The sequence below is a fragment of the Angelakisella massiliensis genome (assembly GCF_900104675.1).
Lineage (GTDB): Bacteria > Bacillota > Clostridia > Oscillospirales > Ruminococcaceae > Angelakisella > Angelakisella massiliensis.
This window is the reverse complement of the sequence record NZ_LT629944.1, coordinates 966226-983648: the sequence shown is the minus strand read 5'-3', so window position 1 is coordinate 983648 and position 17423 is coordinate 966226. Positions and strand designations below refer to the sequence as shown.

Genomic DNA, 17423 nt, shown 5'->3' with positions numbered 1-17423 from the left:
TCGGGAACGAGTTTGTCAAGATGATTTTTGCAAGTTTTCTAAATTCAAATATTTATCCGCTGAAAAATCTCCCAACATCTCGTGTCTGCATATTTCTTGAAACACCGTATTCAAAGGCTTCTTCGCACTTTCCGATTGCTTCACATTGACAATAAAAGTTGTTTTGCCTATTCGTGTTGTATAAGATAAAGTGTTTTCTTTCATATAGTCCGTTTCTCCTTTTCATAAATTGACTGGTGGGGCATTCCGTTTGGAACACCCCACAAATACAGCCTGTTTCATCGGAACATATCAAGAAGTCATTAAGTCGTGAGTATAATGGAAATGGTTATCTCTCCATATCCCGCTTGTTTCTTCGTGCCTTGGTACGCTCTTGTCTTTCTTTTTCCCTTGCTTCTTTTTCGGCTCGTTCCTGTGCTTCCTTAAAAGAAAAAAGTTGCTTCACTTTTTCGGTAAAAAGTTTAGCAACTTCGGGGAAATGTTCCAACGCTTCAAGAAAAGGTCTGCACTTTTCTTTCAGTTCGTTGTATTTGGTTTTCATTCGTTCCAATGCGTTTGCACTGTCCATATACTTCTGTCGGTAAAAATTTGCACTCTGCTCAAATTTTTTGATTTCCGCACGACTGGTAATACCCTCTTTGGCAAGGGCTGTCAGTTGAGAATAATCCTCTTTGGAGATTGCCATTTTACCTGTGATTGTTTTCTGCCCCATACTGTCAATCTCGTTTAAGGTTTTGGAGATATGACGGGCAGGCTCATACTTGACCTGTTCCTTTTGAATACGCTTCTGCAACTTCTCCAATCGCTCTTTGTCCTGTTGGATTTGATATTGCAGGGAAGTCAAATGCTCTGCTGTACTTCCGTATTCGCCACGCTGAAAGCCTTTGAACCCTTGCTCCGTCATATAGTGAAACAATTCATCTTGCAGTATGCTGTACGAAGCTCTAAACATCGGCTTTCCGTTCTTCCTAAGAAGCGGCTTTCCTTTTTCATCGGTCAGCGGAATATCCGATTTCCATTTCTTTGAATGGCTTATCTGATTAACAACTTCCTTGACCGTTCCTCGCAGTTTTTCGTCTTTGCAACGCTTACTCCATAGGATTTCTTTCTCCACCACTGGCAGAACCATAGCGTGAAGATGATAATGGTAAACCTCTTTTCCCAGTTCCTCGGTTGCGGCTACATTGATTTCATCAGCGTGCATTACTGCCGATATAACATTGTCAGCACCGAATTTTTCCACGATGAAACGATAGGCTTCTTCATAAAACTGCTTTGCGTATTCATAGCCACCATTACGCTCGAAGTACATCGTATTCACATCAATCACTATCTCATTAAAGAGTGTTGCGTCTCTCCTCAACCCACGAAGCGACACCTGACCGTCTGCTTCCATCTGTTTTAACTGTTCCATATAGGTAGGGGCAGTCGGCTTTTTGAAATGCACATTAAAGGGTATTCGTTCCTCAATCACATTCATATTTTCGTAGGTTTCATTCTTGCGTTCGTTGTGCCTTTCCGCCTTGCTCACATCAGAAGCGGTGTACTGTTTTACCCTTGCACAACTCATATCCGCCTTGTCGATTTTTGCCATTTTGCTCTCCTTTCTCGGCAGGGGCGAAGCCATTACACAACATTCTTTGAATGTGTGTAACCCACTATGACACTTTCAGACTTCGTCTGCAAAGATGTCGTGGGCAAGGGAGTTCCCCCTTGACCTCCTTTTGATACCTCAATCATAAAAACAGACTGTCCTCCCATCAGACAGCCTGCTTTTATTCTCTCGGTATATCGCCCATCGGCAAAGACCAGTACCACAGAAAGCCTTTCTTTTGGGAGATAACTTCTGCTTTCTTCTTTGCCTTTTTGATGGTCGATTTTTTGAACCCAGCGGCTTCAAGTCTTTCTTCGCAATCCGAAGAAAGCATTTCTCCGTCTTTCAGCATTTCCAAAAGAAATTCTTTCGCCTTGGTTTCCTTTTCGTTCGGTCTGCCCATTTTAGGGGCAAGGGACTGGAACGCTTCTTCTGCTGTCATTTCCATTTCAGAAATAAAGTCCACTCCCTTTTCTGCAACCTCAAAGAGAATTGCAGAGCCTGTCGGGGCAAGGTTGGATTTCACTTGAACCATATATCTTTCCGCCGGTGCTTCTTTGTTCGGTGTGCGTGTGATTGCAAAAATACTTCTTGCAGCACCCGCAATATCAATCGAACCGTTGGTACGATAAAGAGGGTTGGTATCTCTCATCTTGTTCATATGAGCGATAATCACGATGGCACAGCCAGTATTTTTTGCAACTGCAATCAAGTGATTAAACTCTGCCCTTGTTTCGTTGGCATTGTTCATTGAACAGTTCTCTCCGATATAGGAACTCATCGGGTCAAGAATTAAAAGTTTTGCGTGATACTTTTCGATTGCTTCAGCAATACGGTTATCTCCAAAGGATAAAGACTTTTCATCTTCCTTGATGAAGATAAGGTTTTCTCCGTTCCCACCGGCAGAGTTAAATCGGGGTACTACCGTATCGTCTGCATCATCTTCCGTTGTCTGATAGATGATAGTCATAGGCTCATTTTCTTCCGTTTCAGTAAAAGGCAGAGGTTCGCCCTTAGAGAGCAGTGCGGCGATTGACAGCATTAACTTGCTTTTTCCATCGCCCGGATCGCCCTGCAACAGCGTAACCTTGCCGTACGGAATATACGGATACCACAGCCATTTCACTTCCTTCGGCTCAATCTCACTTGCCTTAATAACTTCGAGAGGGACATTTACATTCATTTCATTTTCCATTTGCTTCATTTTTCTTCGTTCTCCTTTTCGATAAATACTTAGGGCAAAGCACCACGATACAACGGAAACTCTGCTTGCAGTCATTACTGCATTTTCTGCAAAGTTCGTTGTAGGTAATGCGATTTCTTTCGTTCAGAAACAATGCCCAATCTTGTTTCCGTTTCTTACTCATTCTCGGCATATCAATCCTCCTTTCCGTCTGAAAATAAAAAAACCACAGGAAAGATACTCAGAGCCTTGTTTCTGTCATTTTTCGGGGCGAAAATCGGGCAAAATTGCCTTTCTAAGCCTTTCAAAAAAATCACGCAAGGTATTTGTACTAACCTGTGGTTATGTATGAAATTGTAGGGTTTGGGGCAACAAAAAACACCGTATTTCTACGATGTTTTCTGTCATTCAAGTAGCAAAAAACGTGACCACTAAAATTATAATCATAAGAACAGGCAAAAAGCGAAGATACCGTTCTAATAGAGCTTTTTAGACTTGTTTTTTGGGGCTTTATATTACTTTCCCTATTTTTTAAGGGTATAGGGTGTTACATCAAGTTCTTAGTATATGAAATTTGCAGATTATTCTTGGATTTGGCTCAAATCAAATGCACCGTTCTCAATCAACTTCAAAATTGTGTCTGCCAAGTTGTTTTTTACAGTTTCACTTTCATTTTCAACGCCAGAATACTCTACATAAATAGTGTTCTCTCCCATATCAAAGGTTGCATAATATATTACGGTTTTGACACCTTGACTATTTGACTTTGTTACGAAATATCCTGCGTTGATATCAACGCCGTCTACACTTGAAGTGATTGTATTTCCATCAATGATAGTATCTAATAGATTTACACCCTGTTTAGAAACTACCATTCTTGTATCATCAATTTTTCCCTCAAAACCCAGAATATTATGATTGTCAGCATCAAAATAAGCATCTGCGGTAACAGGCAAGTCTGCAAAAAGCATTTCAATTTCAGCATCGCTCAAAGGTCTTGTTGTTACATTTAAGTTAATTGAAGATTGTGATAAGTCATTTTTAACAAAAGTAATTGTTTCTCCATCATTCAGCGTGGCAATATCGTTTTTTGTACCAAACAGATTGCTTTGAAAAACTCCCACTCCAATCACAGCAACGAGTACGAAGCAAGCTGCAACAGACACCCATTTTTGCCGATTAGTTATTTTACTTGTTTTTTTCATAGGTTCAGCCTCCTTAATATACTGATTATCGACATTTCCCAATGCCCTTAAAAGTTTCTTTTCTTTCATACAGAGATACCTTCTTTCTCTAACAATTTTTTGAGTTCGTTCCTTGAACGAAATAATGACATCTTGATTTTGCTCTCGCTCATACCATATTCCGTTGCAATTTCTTTAATGGGCGATAAATACCAATATCTTCTCATAAAGATTTTTCGCTGTTCTAATGACAGGGAAGAAAGAAAGCGGTTGAGAATATCCGTTAGAGCGATTTCTTCAACAATGTTTTCTGTACTATCCAACGATGGTATGCACTCTTGTATTTCATCAAAAACCAATGGCATTTGCCCACCATTACGTTTCTTTGCATTAAGCAGTTCGTACCTGTCCAAAGATAGGTTGCGAGTAATCTTCCCTAAAAAAGTTTTTAGGACAGATGGACGGTTAGGCGGTATGCTGTTCCAAGCTCTTAAATAAGTATCATTTACACATTCCTCGCTATCTTCGTCATTGTGAAGAATATTAAAGGCTATGTATCTGCAATACTTTCCGTATTTTTTTGAAGTTTCGGATATAGCAGCTTCGGAGCGCTCCCAATATAAATCTAATATCTGCTTATCATCCATAGGCTTCTCCTCCTTTCCCTTGTATTAAGGCCTTTCACCCTAATAAACGGGAAAAATGTGTCAAGCGTCACTTAAATTCAAAAAATATTTATTCAAAGATTAGCTTTCATTTTTTGAAAGAATATAATAAAACAGCAAAAGGCTTACACCTACAAGTCTCTTAATATTCAATGCGGAAAATTACAATTCATCACTCTCATTTTAACACATCATACCATCTTTATGAACTTTCAATTTAACCACTTCCATTACACTCACGACTTAATGACTTCTTGAATACTTCCCGAAAAAGAAAACTGCCATCAGTAAAGACAGCAGTTCCTTTTCGGCTGGTATGCTATTAGGAATACACAATATCGTTCAATACAATCTCATCTGCACAGGCTCGGATATTATTCATCAATCCGACCCATCTCATCATATCCTCCGCTTTCAGTTGTTCCGTCACACCTTGTTTTCTTGCCATTTCCTTTATCAGATACTCCGCCATATTACACGCCGAAGTATCAATTTCAGCAAGGTGTTCATATAACTTTCCGCTTGTAAGCAGATTGCAATATAAGACTTTCCTATGCTCCCTCAAATATCTTTCCCTCATTCTTCCGTATTTTGTGAGCGTAGGCGGTTCTTCGTTTTCTATCGTCAAGCAGGGATAGTAATAATCTCCGATGAGTTCGTACTGGATACCAGTTCTTTCGTCTGTAATAAATCTTTGCATTCTGATTTCTCCTTTCGCTTCTTGTGATAAAATTCCAAAGATTTCTCGTTGTGATTTTGCTTTTGACATTCTTCGGAACAGAATTTCTGCTGACTGTGTGCAGGCCAGTAGGTACTGCCACACACAGCACATACACGCTGACGATAATAATGATTTCCTTTTTCTGCTTCTCTGTCGGCTTTTGTCTTATCCTGCCTTGCCTGATAGCAACAATCCTTTGAACAGAATATCTGTCGGTTACTTGTAGGCACAAACTCTTTTTGACAGTGAGGACATATCTTTGTCTTGACGATTTCTCCACCGTTTTCAGCGAGTTTTTTCGCCTTTCGCTTCTCTCGGTAGGCTTTTTCACGCTCACGCTGTTTTGCCAAGCGTTCCATCTCAATCTGTTCTTCCTGTGCCTTTATTTCAGCAAGTTCTTCTTCTGTATAGGCAATATCGACCTGCCCGACATAGTTGAAGTAAATATCAACCTTTTGTGTCCTTGCTTTTCCCACACCCTCTGCTTCATAAACCACAATCTTGTCAATGAGTTCAGCAAACATCAAATCGGAAATTTCTGTCGGCTCTTTGCACTTGCGAATTAAAGAAATGAAATGCTTAATATCAACAGCATTTACTTTTTCTTCGGTAAGTTCCTTTTCCATTTCCTCAATCTTCGTTTCCAGTTCAGCCTGTTCGTCATCGTACTGCTTCATCAGTTGCTTATACTGTCTTTCGGGCAGTAATCCCGAAACAAGATTTTCATACAAGCCACGAATAAGTTTAGACAATTCATCGTATCGCTTCTGAAAACGGTGCAATTCCGATTTATTGTGCTTTGGCTTTTCTGTCTGCTTTTCATTCCAAAGTGCTTGAAGTTCCTTTGCAAAGGCTTCTTCGTCATTCAGAACAAATCTTGATAATCGTTTGACAGCCGATAATATCAAGGCTTCAACATTATCAGCACTAATTGAATGGGCAGAGCAGGAGTTTACTCTGCTTGCATACCCACCGCAACGGTAAGAATACTGCACCGAACGGTCTTTTTTACTGTAATGCGTTTGCAGGGTCATTCTTCTGCCACAATCCGCACAGTACAGATAACCGCTTAAACGGTTGCTATGCGTACCTTTGGCTGCTGTCCTGTTCGCTCGTTTCTTTCGCTTCTGAACGCTGTCCCAAAGTTCCTGCGAGATGATAGGCTCGTGCGTATTATAAAATACATACTGTTCATCTTCATCGGTATTCTTTCTTTTGTGCAGTTTGAAATTGGTGCTGACCGATTTACGCAAAACAGTATGACCGAGATATTCCTGTCTGCTTAAAATCGCTCTTATGGTTGACATTCCCCAAAGATACGGGTCTGTAAACTTTATTCCATTATACTGTTCGGGGTGATATTCCTTTGCGTGTGCAGCCGGAATTAAAACCTTTTCTTCGGTAAGCAATTCAGCGATTGCTCTCGGACTTTTGCCCTCGTTGGCAAGCAGAAAGATACGCTTTACCACCTCAGAAGCCACAGGGTCAACGACAAGCGTTTGTTTGTCGGTTGCTAATCGGTTATATCCATAGGGAATTGAACCGCTACAACGCTTTCCGTCTTTCATACGAGCATCAAACACAGCCTTAATTTTATTGCTTGTGTCTTTGGCGTACCATTCGTTCATTATATTCAAAAATGGGGCAAAGTCATTATCAGAAGCATTATTACTGTCAATGCTGTTGTTTATTGCAAGAAAACGGACATCTTTCTGTGGGAACAGAACTTCCGTATAAAAGCCGACTTGCAGATAGTTTCGTCCTAATCGGCTCATATCCTTAACAATAATCGTTGCGACATTTCCTGCTTCTACTTCCTTAATCAACTCCTGAAAACTCGGACGATTGAAATTCACACCCGAAAAACCATCGTCAGTAAAATGACGGATATTCGTAAAGCCATTTCTTCGGGCGTAATCTTCCAAGTATTGCTTTTGGTTGGTGATTGAATTTGACTCACCATTGAGGTCATCATCTCTTGATAAACGCTCATAAATTGCTGTAATCTTTGAAGTCCTTGACATTCTCTTATCCTCCTTTCTTTATGTAATCTGATTTAGCATTACAGGGATTACTCCCTCTGCTAATAGGAGAAAATAGGGGTGCAAAGCGGAACTGTTTTTCAAGAAAATTAAAAGATTTTTTTGAAGTTCCAAAACCGATTTTGATAGCCTATTTTCAATTTAGGAACGCATTATTTATCGTCCTACTAAATTATATCCTTCAGGGGCAAGCTCCAGCGAGGTGCAGGTCTCCCCGAAGCGGCTGGCCCAGCAGTCAAAGTGGGTCATGCCCAGCTCTTGCAGGCGGTCATATTGGAGATACCGCTGCATGGTATAAAGTTCGGTCATACTGTTCGACACGGGTGTGCCGGTGGCAAAGACAACGCCCCGGCCACCCGTCAGCTCGTCCATATAGCGGCACTTGGCGAACATATCGCTGGATTTCTGCGCGTCCGTAGTGGAGAGGCCCGCCACATTGCGCATTTTGGTGTAAAGAAACAGATTTTTATAGTTGTGGGCCTCATCCACGAACAGCCGGTCAACGCCCAACTGCTCAAACGTCACCACGTCATCTTTTCGTTCCTCGGCTTGCAGCTTTTCCAGCCTGGCTTCCAGGGACTTTCGGGTGCGTTCCAGCTGCTTGACCGTAAAACGCTCCCCACCGCTGGCCTCTACCTCAGAGATACCCTCGGTGATCTCCCAGATCTGTTCCTGCAAAAGCCGCTCCTGACGTTCCTTGCTGATGGGGATTTTCTCAAACTGGCTGTGACCCATGATGATGGCATCGTAATCGCCAGTGGCGACTCTGGCACAAAATTTTTTGCGGTTGTGCTTCTCAAAATCTTTTCGCGTTGTCACCAGGATGTTGGCGGATGGGTAGAGCCGCAGGAACTCCGACGCCCACTGCTCGGTCAAGTGGTTCGGCACCACAAAGAGAGATTTCTGGCAAAGGCCCAGCCGTTTGGCCTCCATCGCGGCCCCAACCATTTCAAAAGTTTTGCCCGCACCCACCTCATGGGCCAGCAGCGTGTTGCCGCCGTACAGCACATGGGCGATGGCGTTTTTCTGGTGTTCCCGCAGGGTGATGGACGGGTTCATGCCGCCAAAGACAATATGGCTGCCGTCATACTCGCGGGGCCGGGTGCTGTTCATCTCCTCGTTGTACTGGCGCACCAATGCCTGCCGCCGCTCCGGGTCGCGCCAAATCCAATCCTTGAACGCCTCCCGAATAGCCTGCTGCTTTTGCGCGGCAAGGGTAGTCTCCTTGGCGTTCAGCACCCGGCGCTCCTTGCCGTCTGCGTCCTCCACGGTGTCGTAGATGCGCACATCCCGCAGGTTCAGGCTGTCCTCCAGGATTTTATAGGCGTTGGCCCGCTCGGTTCCATACGTCGAATAAGCAGCCACATTGTTCTGTCCAACGGCAGTCTTGCCGGAGATCTGCCATTCCGCCGTAAAGGGGGTATAGTGGACCTCAATGCTGCGCTGAAGGTAAAAGGGCGTGTCAAAGGTCTCGTACATGAATTGCTGGATATACTCCTTGTCGATCCACGTTGCCCCCAGCCGCACCTCGATCTCGGAAGCGTCCAGGTCCTTGGGCTGGGCGGCGGTCAGTGCCTCCACGTTGACCGCAAAGGACGGGTCGGTTTCGGCTACCCGCTGTGCCTGACGCAGCTTCCGGCGCACGTTGCCAGACAGGTACTCGTCCGACGTGACATAGTGGGGCCGCCCATCCGGCTCGGCCTGGCCGGGAACGCGGAAAATGACGCCTTGCAGTTCAGCGGCCAGCTCCTCACTGGTCTTGCCGGTCAGTTGCTCCATGTAAGCCATATCCACACAGGCTTTCTCCGAAATGGATACCGCAAGTGCTTCGCTGGCCGTGTCCACCGTGGTGACGGCTTCATGGGGTTTGATGGTCCGTTTTGAAAACATATCCGCCTTGCGTTCCAGCTTCCCATCCTCGTCCAGCACCTCCAGGGCGCAGAGCAGATAGTAGCTGCTGTCATCGGCAAAGGCCAGCCGGTTGGCCCGGTCGTTGATAAGGCCATACTTGGCGGAAAAATCGTCATAGAGCCGGTTCAGTTCGGCCATCTGTCCCTGGATGGCGGCCTCCGGCGCGGCGGCGTCCATTTCCAGGTCGATGAGCCGCTGCACACAGTCCCGCAGCCCTACCAGCCCTTTGACACGGGCTTCGGCGGTGGCATTCAAGTCAGGGCGCACCATGCGGCTGTTTTCCCGGAAGTACACCGCACCGTCCACCACCGTGTAGGAGTAGTTCTTCACGTTGGGGTCAGCCGGGAGGGATTCGTCGATCTCCTCGCCCTCGCCCAGCTCCGGCAGCGCGGCCTCCTGATAGGTTCCCTGGATGTACTTCACGGCATCGTGCAGCTGGTCGGCCAGCTCCAGCCCTTCGATGGGGGCCACGGTGTAGTCCTGCTTGCCATATTGGGTGCTTTCAGCGGTAGGCCGCCCTAACACCATCTCCGGGTGGTCCAGAAAATATTGGTTGACCGTGAAGCCGTCCTCGGTCCGGCCCACCTGGGTCCAGTCCGGCGCAATGTCCAGCGGGCGGTCCCGTTTTTGCAGAAAGAGAATGTCCGAAACAACCTCAGTTCCGGCATTCTTTTTGAAAGCGTCATTGGGCAGACGAATGGCTCCCAGCAGTTCGGCCCGCTGGGCCAGATACCGGCGCACGGTGGAATCCTTGGCGTCCATCGTATAGCGGCTGGTGACAAAAGCCACCACGCCGCCGGGGCGCACTTGGTCTAAAGATTTTGCAAAAAAGTAGTTATGGATGTTGAAGCCCAGCTTATTGTAGGCTCTGTCGTTGACTTGGTACTGGCCGAAAGGCACGTTGCCGATGGCAAGGTCGTAAAAGTCCCGCCGGTCGGTGGTCTCGAAGCCCGCCACGGTGATGTCAGCCTTGGGGTAAAGCTGCTTTGCGATCCGGCCGCTGATGGAATCCAGCTCCACGCCGTACAGGCGGCTGTCCGCCATACTCTCCGGCAGCATTCCGAAGAAATTGCCCACGCCCATAGACGGCTCCAAAATGTTGCCGGTACGGAAGCCCATCTTCTCCACGGCCTCATAGATGGCACGGATGACGGTAGGGCTGGTGTAGTGGGCATTCAAGGTGGAGGCTCTGGCCGCAGCGTATTCCTCCGGGGTCAGCAGTTCTTTCAGTTCCGAAAACTCGGCAGCCCACGCAGATTTGTCCGGGTCAAAGGCATCTGCCAGGCCACCCCAGCCAACATAGCGGGACAATACCGCCTGCTGCTCCGGCGTGGACTGCCCGGTGGTCTCCTCCAGATGCTTCAGCAGCTTAATCGCTGCCACATTGGCCTGGTACTTGGCCTTGGGGCCGCCCTCACCCAGATGGTCGTCGTTGATGTGAAAATTCTGCGCGTTGCGGCGCAGGTTGTCTTTGTACTCTTGGTAGGCCGCCTGCTCAGCTGCCCTCTGGTCGGGGAAGGTCTGCCACTCACCGTTTACCGGGATGGCGACCTGCGGCCCCGGTTCTGCATCTGCCTCCACTTCCGGGGCGGGCACGGGTTCCTGCGGCGTGGGTTCCGGCTGGTCGATGTGCAGCCGTTCCACCACCACGTCATAGGGCAGGTTATTCTTGTCGCCGGGGTAGACCTTAACTGGCTCGGCTGTGATTTCCGGCGCAGGGGTTTCTTTTTCCCCCGGCGTAAACAGTCCGGCGTTGCGCTCATCCTGGCGCAGCCAGGTTTCAAACTGTTCCCGGCTGATGACATCATAACTCCAGGCATAAGGCCCGGTGTAAATGCGGACCGTTGTATCTTCAATGGCATCAATCGTGCCGGTGATGGGATGATCGGGCGCAGGGAGCGTCACATGGTCGCCCACCTGGTAAGAAGGGGTGCCTTCCAGGAAGGGCGTGTTCAACCGGTCCGCAAAGGCTTCGGCTTCTTCCCTTGTTTCAAAGGTCTGGTATATATCATCCAGATCATAATAGCGCCCCGTCTGCTGGTCGCGGACAATGAAGGGTTCTTCAAACGCATCCGATGTTTCCTCTACCGCATACCGCTTAAAGCCGTCTGGGTCCTGGAAGAATCCGTCCTGCTCATGCACATACAATCCCCGCAGAAGCGGCACAAGTTCATCCCAGCGGTATGCCAGGGTCGCAAGTTTTCGTTCCTCATGGTCCAGGATCTCCACCTCAACGCTGGTGGTGAAGGTGCGGTAGTCCGCTATATCCCCGGTCACAAGGTCCATCGTCTCCACGCGCCCGGAATACAGCTCGGAAAGGCGTTTGGCGATTTTGGTGTTGCCCTCGCCATCCCGTAGCCAGCGGGAAATGTACTCCTTATCCTGCCAGGCAAGCAGGCCGGAAGTCAGCACTTCCCGCAGGTCCTGGTCCGCTTTCTCCGGGTTGGCAAAAAGGAACTCGGTAATGGAGCCGTTTCGCAGGTCGTTTTTCAGAAGCTGCTCGAACCGTTCCCGGCTTTCGGCCCGGAAGATTGGGTAAGTCATGCCGGAAGGAAGAAGCTGTACGGTATCCGCCCGCAGTTCTGTGATCTGGTATTCCTGATTGTCCAGATAGACCGTGTCGCCCTCATGGTAGACCGGCGCGGCAGGGTCATAGACCTTTTCCTCCGGGATGGCCTCGTATTCTTCATCGGAAACGGTAATGTCAATCTCATGAGCCGGCTCCCCGTTCCCGATGGTGATGGTGTCTCCCTCGCGGGTGACGGGCTGGCCGGACAGGTCGGGTGGTGCGACCTGTGCCTGCGCGGCCTCATCCGGGTAGTTGCCAAAAATACGCAGGTAGGTCCGCTGCTGCAAATCGTAGATTGCCGCGCCGTCGTAGGCAAAGCCGTCCGGCTCCATCGTGCCGTCCACATACCCCTGGGCGGCCTTTTCGGCTTCTTCCCGTTTGGGATATTCCATACGCTCATCAAAGCCGTTCTCAGAATGGTGATAGACCACCACCTGATACCGGCGGACATCCTGCTCTTGCCTTTCCGGCTGGCGCTCCTGTTCTGTCAGGAAAGTGCCATCCGCAATGAGCTGGGCAATCCGGCGCTGCACTTTGGGCCACGGCAATTCCATTTCTACGGAGCTTCCGGCACGGGCGAGCAACAGCTTTGTGCTGTCTCCGCCGCTATATTCGCGGGCCAGCCAGGCAGCGGTATCTTTCTCTCGTGCATGGTCTGCCATATAGTGGACCACCGCACGTTTGCTGGCAGCGTCCCCATTCCAAACGCGGATGGCATCGTCGATGTCATCCTGCGAAAGCGGGCGCAGCAGCTCGTGGAGACGCGGATAGGTCTCGTCAATGATTTCTCTGTGCAAGCGTTGGCGGAACTCCGGCGTATAGGAATAGAGCTGGAGCAGCTCCCTGTTGCCGGACGACAAAACAGCGCGGCGGATGGCCGATCTGCCTTCAATCACGGCACTTTCATAATCGCTGTGACCACAGGCGTTGCGGTATCGGGTATCCTCGGTAACAGCCTCCAGTACAATAGGCTTATATTTCTCATGCAGCTCTCGGAGGGTAGGCTTTACCGACTCCGCCTCATAGTCGCCAGCTTCTGGCTGCGGCTGCTCCTGGGCAAAAGAAGAAGCAGAGGGCGTTTTCACACTCTCTGCTTCGTCAATTATCTGGATTTGTTCCGCTTCGGAGAGGAACAGGTTTAAGGTCAGCTGTTGATAAGCTCCGCCAGCAGGATCTCCTCGGCCTGGGCCTTGCAGGTGTTCATCAGGCCCACCCACTGCATCGGGTCGCGGGCTTTCAGCTCCTCCGTCGCGCCCGCCGACTCCGCCAGCTGGGGCATCATCTGCTCCAGACGGCTGTTCGCCGTCTCGTCGATCTCGATGAGGTGCGGGTACAGCTTCTCGGTCAGCAGCAGCTGGTTGTAAATCAGGGGCCGGTGTTCCTTCAGATACGCTTTCCGCAGCCGCCCGTACTTGCCCAGGGGCTTCTCCGGCTGTTCGCTCAGGCTCAGGTCGGGAATCAGGTAATCCCCGTTCTGCGTGTAAGTCAGGTTGTTCTTCATGGTGGTTGCTCCTTTCCGCGAGTTGTTCGCGCTCATAATTCTGGATGGTGACGCCGATCTGCCGCAGCACCTGCTGGTTCATCTGACTGACCGCCGCTCCCAATGCCCCAACCGTGGCCGGGGTATTAAAATCGAAAATCGGCATGAAGTCCTCATGCTGGAAATATTGCTCCGTATCCAGCCCACATCGGGACATCAGGGCGTAGGCGATGCTGACGGTGGCGGCAGACTTGAATTGCACCTCGATGTTGTACTCATCGTACTCCTCCAAAAAGGAACCGTCAACGATATAGAGAATGTCCTGCCTGTGTTCGTCCCAGTATTCCTCCGCCAGCTTGGCGGCCACATCAGCCAGTTGCTGGGCCAGGTCGTTGCTGCTCACATCGTAGTTGCGTTCCAGCATGGCCGACACAGGCCCAATGTGCCGTTCCTCCAGCTGCCACAGCCAGGGGGTGCGGGAATGTTCACGGGTGCCGGTGTCGGAAATATCGAACACATAGCGCAGGCGGGGCCGGTCCCCGGAATCGTCCACCAGGGCGATGCCCTTGGAACCGCGCCGCACATACCGGCCCATGCGGTCATTCCACAGGTCGTACTCGGCGCAGGCGGTAGCGTCCGGGCGCTGAGCGTAGATCATCAGCTGCTCGTGATAGGGGTACTTGTAAAGCCGGGCGGCGGTAGTGAGAAAGCCCGCCCACTCCTGCCAACTGCCGGTGAGCTGGACCGCGACCTTCTCCGCCATCTGCGCGTACATTTCTGCTTTGGTTGGCATGGTTATCTGTCCTCCCTTCCATTCAGGAATCGAAAAGGGGCGGCACGGTGGCCGCCCCGGCTGGTCAAAACAGGGTGTTACTCGTCAAAATCAGGGTACAGTTCCAGCTCGTCAAACTCGGTATCAGTCATAACTCGGAGCTTGGCGAGGGTGCTGTTGGTCAGGGCCAGCAGTTCGGTCTCGTCCGGCTCCAAATGGCCACGCATCTCGGACAGCGCCTCGATGGCTCCCAGGCGACTGCCGGGGTTGTAGATGCACAGCAGGTTGGTTTCTTCAAAGGTCATAGCGTTCATATCAGATCTCCCTTTCCGCGCTCTTTTTGGGCGCTGTCTTTTTATGTTCGGATTTAGGCTGGCTTTTCAGCTGGTCCATGACGGACTTCTTCTTGTCCCGATCTTCCCGGTGGGCGGCGGCCGCCAAATCCATGAGAGAGATGGGCTGACCGCTGCGGGCCTGCTGTTCCAGCTGAGCCACCGTCGGCTCCTTGGGGCCATTGTTGATAACGCCGTCGATCATGCCGTAGTCGTCCTCAACCGTCATCTCCGCACTTTTCAGCGGATTGTCCGGCAGGAAGCCGGGGATTTGCTGAAAGCCAAAACTGTCGCAGTAATGACAGGATACCTTGCCGTCCTGCTTGATGGCAACGATGTCGCTGACGCTCATAGACGGGTGGCGGTAGTCGGCAGGGTGTTCGTTGTTGAAGCGGTATTCGAGATTATCCAGCACGCTGCCTTTCAGGTCGCCGGGTGTGAGCGGCGCAGTATAGACCAGATCGTAGTTATCGCGCTGCACAGTCCGCCCGATGGACTTGACCCATTCCAGCCCTTCATAGCGGATGTCCCTCAGCTCATCGGTGTGCTTCACCTGATAGATGGCATAGCAATCGCCCTTGTGGTTGAGAAACGCCTGCTCCCGTTCCTGCTGGTGGTCCATGCGGTCCATGACCTGAGCATCAAAGGAGGGACTATCCTCCCATTCCTCACGGGTGACGGCAAAAATGCCATCGTGGGCGTCCAGGTCGGCGGTATCAAAGGCCATCGCGGGGTTTTCGCCCTGCTGGACCATGTAAACGGTTAGGTCCTGCGCCATCAGCTCGTAGGCCCGCTCTTTGGAAAGGGGCAGAAGGTCGCTGTCCAGATAGCCGCACTTTTCCAGATCGTCCTGGGTCAACGTCGGGTCCGGCATAGGGTATTCGTCCAGTGTCTGCTCCGGGGCATCCGGCAGCTGGGTGACTTCCGGCACAGCTGCCTGGGCCGCCTCCTGCAAGGTCTCAATCATGGACAGCGGCGCATACCGAATGGACTGGCCGCCCATGCCGTGCATCTCACAGATTTTCAGCGCAGCGGTGGACAGCGGCAGCTCCGGCGCATCCAGCTGGCCGCCGTCCAACTGCTTCATGGTGGCGGCGTCGTAGAGCGTGTAGTCCCAGCCGGTGTCACAGGGCTGAACATGAAGATAGGTGGCATCATCAACCAGCAACAGGGCCTCCTGGGCTTCGGCGCTGGGGGCAGGTGTATTAGGCGTTTCCTCTGTGGGCTGCTGAACAGCGACCTCCGGAGCCAGTTCCGGCGCGGCCTCCTGCCGGGGCACCGCCTGTTCCGGCTGGGCGGTCAGGTCAATGCCGCGCTCCTTACAAATTTCCTTGTAGTGCCGGTCAATATCGGAAATCAGCTCACCGGCGGTCTTATTGATAACCTCCAGACTGGCCCGCAGCTCCTTCAGTTCCTTGCCCTGGCTCCAACTGGCGATATAGCCGAAGCTGTTGTCGGCAGTCTGGATACCGTAATACTGGCAAACCGCATAGGAGATGCTCTCCGCCTGGACTTCCTCCGTATGCCGATCCTTCGCTGCCTGAACCTCGGCAACGTGATCTTCCTCCACCTCCAGACGCCACTCGAACTGATTCTCGTCCACAAAGCGCCAGTCTGCACCGGCAGCGAACTGTTCCGCCTCTGCTTCGGTTGCAAAGCCCTGGGAAAAGTCCCGCTTGGTCCCGCCGTCGCTGACCATGACCACCTTCCAGGTGGGTTCGGGTTTCGTCCGCTTCGGGTCGTGTAGCTTGCTGTGGGCGGTCTCATGCACGGCAGCGGAAACGGTCTGCACCTCGCTCATGCCTTCCCGAATGGCGATCCGCTGCTGATCGGAGGAAAAATAGCCGTCCATGTTTGCATCCATCGGCTCAAACTCGATGGGGACCGGGGCGGACCGGCGCAGAGCCTCCATAAATACCTCATAGTTCTGGACGTTGCCGGACAGGCTGGAGGCCAACTCCGGCAGGGGCTTTCCGTCCGTCTGGCTGACGTCAAACACCTTCACCGGGCGGAACAGTGGGATCTCGATCTCCTTTTCCTCCATGATGACCTTGCCATCCTTATCCAGCATAGGGGCTTTGGTGTCCGGGTCCAGCTTCTGCTCCTCGATTTTCTTCTTATATGGTGTCGGGGCAATGATGGTAATGCCGTGTTCACCCCGCTTCACATGGCGGGAAAACTGATTTTTCCACTTGTTGTAACCGGCCACCAGCGTAGCGTCCGGGCGCTGCATATAGATGAGCATGGTGTTGTTGACGGAGTAGCGGTGGAAGCGGGACATCACGGACAGGTAACGGCGGTATTTGTCGCTCTCGAACAGCTCCTTGATGCCCTGTTCAATGCCCGCCGTGATTTCCTGCAACCGCTCCCGGTTGGTGGGTTTGTCAGCCATGATTTTCACTCTCCCTTCTATGGCCGAGATTTCAGCAGTGTGTTCTGCAATCCATTGGTCCTGTGCCTCGGTGCTGCTGTCGAGAAACGTATCCAGCAGATAGCCCATGTAATCTTTCTTTTGAATAGCCTCCATAAAACGGGGATGCGGGTTCTCGTCCGGCGTTTTGGGGGAATAATCGGTTTCCCATTTTCGGAGCAAGTGGTAGTAGTCCGCCAGAACACGCCACCCATGTTCCCGTTTTTCCTTTAATTTCTGCGCCTCGGTTTTCTGCCGGACGTAACGCCTCCGGGGAGGGGCCTGACTGTCATAGGCCAGGCCAAAATCCAGGGCCAGCTTTTCGGCGGCCTCCTTGGGGGACAGGTCATAGAGCCGGGCGGTGAAGTCGATCACGTCGCCAGTTGCCCCGCAACCAAAACAGTAAAAGTAGTCCTCGTTCAGCTTCATGCTGGGGTGGCGGTCATCGTGGAAGGGACAGCAGGCCATGCCGCCGCGCCCCACCGCGATGCCGTACATTTCCGCCGCCTCCCTGGCGGTGACGGACTGTTTCACGACTTCAAAGACACTCTCGCCCATGC

10 protein-coding genes and 1 pseudogene are annotated in these 17423 nt (G+C 50.6%); all 11 read right to left on the bottom strand.

The window, feature by feature from the left end:
• Positions 1 to 15 precede the first annotated feature (15 nt).
• Entirely contained in the window at positions 16 to 204 is a 189-nt protein-coding gene (locus BQ5383_RS05205; RefSeq protein ID WP_004452856.1) for a transposon-encoded TnpW family protein, read from the bottom strand.
• Between the two features lie 124 nt (positions 205 to 328).
• Positions 329 to 1594, bottom strand: coding sequence for a plasmid recombination protein (locus tag BQ5383_RS05200; protein WP_071428837.1), 1266 nt, complete (start codon positions 1592 to 1594; stop codon positions 329 to 331).
• Positions 1595 to 1775: 181 nt separating this feature from the next.
• Positions 1776 to 2798, bottom strand: coding sequence for an AAA family ATPase (locus BQ5383_RS05195; RefSeq protein ID WP_207646796.1), 1023 nt, complete (start codon positions 2796 to 2798; stop codon positions 1776 to 1778).
• Positions 2779 to 2970, bottom strand: a complete 192-nt coding sequence (locus BQ5383_RS21500) for a hypothetical protein (RefSeq protein ID WP_054325471.1) — start codon at positions 2968 to 2970, stop codon at positions 2779 to 2781. Before BQ5383_RS21500 ends, BQ5383_RS05195 begins: the two co-directional genes overlap by 20 nt.
• 388 nt (positions 2971 to 3358) lie before the next feature.
• On the bottom strand, positions 3359 to 4051 hold the full coding sequence (locus tag BQ5383_RS05190; RefSeq protein WP_054690455.1) for a hypothetical protein: 693 nt from the start codon (positions 4049 to 4051) through the stop codon (positions 3359 to 3361).
• The gene (locus BQ5383_RS05185) at positions 4048 to 4608 is read right to left on the bottom strand and encodes an RNA polymerase sigma factor (RefSeq protein ID WP_071428839.1); all 561 of its coding nucleotides are present in this window, start codon (positions 4606 to 4608) and stop codon (positions 4048 to 4050) included. Before BQ5383_RS05185 ends, BQ5383_RS05190 begins: the two co-directional genes overlap by 4 nt.
• A gap of 340 nt (positions 4609 to 4948) precedes the next feature.
• Positions 4949 to 5326: a TnpV protein gene (locus BQ5383_RS05180; protein ID WP_054325472.1), complete on the bottom strand. Its 378-nt coding sequence runs from the start codon at positions 5324 to 5326 to the stop codon at positions 4949 to 4951.
• On the bottom strand, positions 5251 to 7371 hold the full coding sequence (locus tag BQ5383_RS05175) for a recombinase family protein (protein WP_071428840.1): 2121 nt from the start codon (positions 7369 to 7371) through the stop codon (positions 5251 to 5253). Before BQ5383_RS05175 ends, BQ5383_RS05180 begins: the two co-directional genes overlap by 76 nt.
• A gap of 195 nt (positions 7372 to 7566) precedes the next feature.
• Positions 7567 to 14142, bottom strand: a pseudogene (locus tag BQ5383_RS21495) (SNF2-related protein); the annotation flags it as partial.
• Positions 14143 to 14219: 77 nt separating this feature from the next.
• Entirely contained in the window at positions 14220 to 14435 is a 216-nt protein-coding gene (locus BQ5383_RS05165) for a transposon-transfer assisting family protein (protein ID WP_071429841.1), read from the bottom strand.
• A 1-nt stretch (position 14436) separates the two neighbouring features.
• The gene (locus BQ5383_RS05160) at positions 14437 to 17421 is read right to left on the bottom strand and encodes an LPD16 domain-containing protein (RefSeq protein ID WP_071429839.1); all 2985 of its coding nucleotides are present in this window, start codon (positions 17419 to 17421) and stop codon (positions 14437 to 14439) included.
• Positions 17422 to 17423 lie beyond the last annotated feature (2 nt).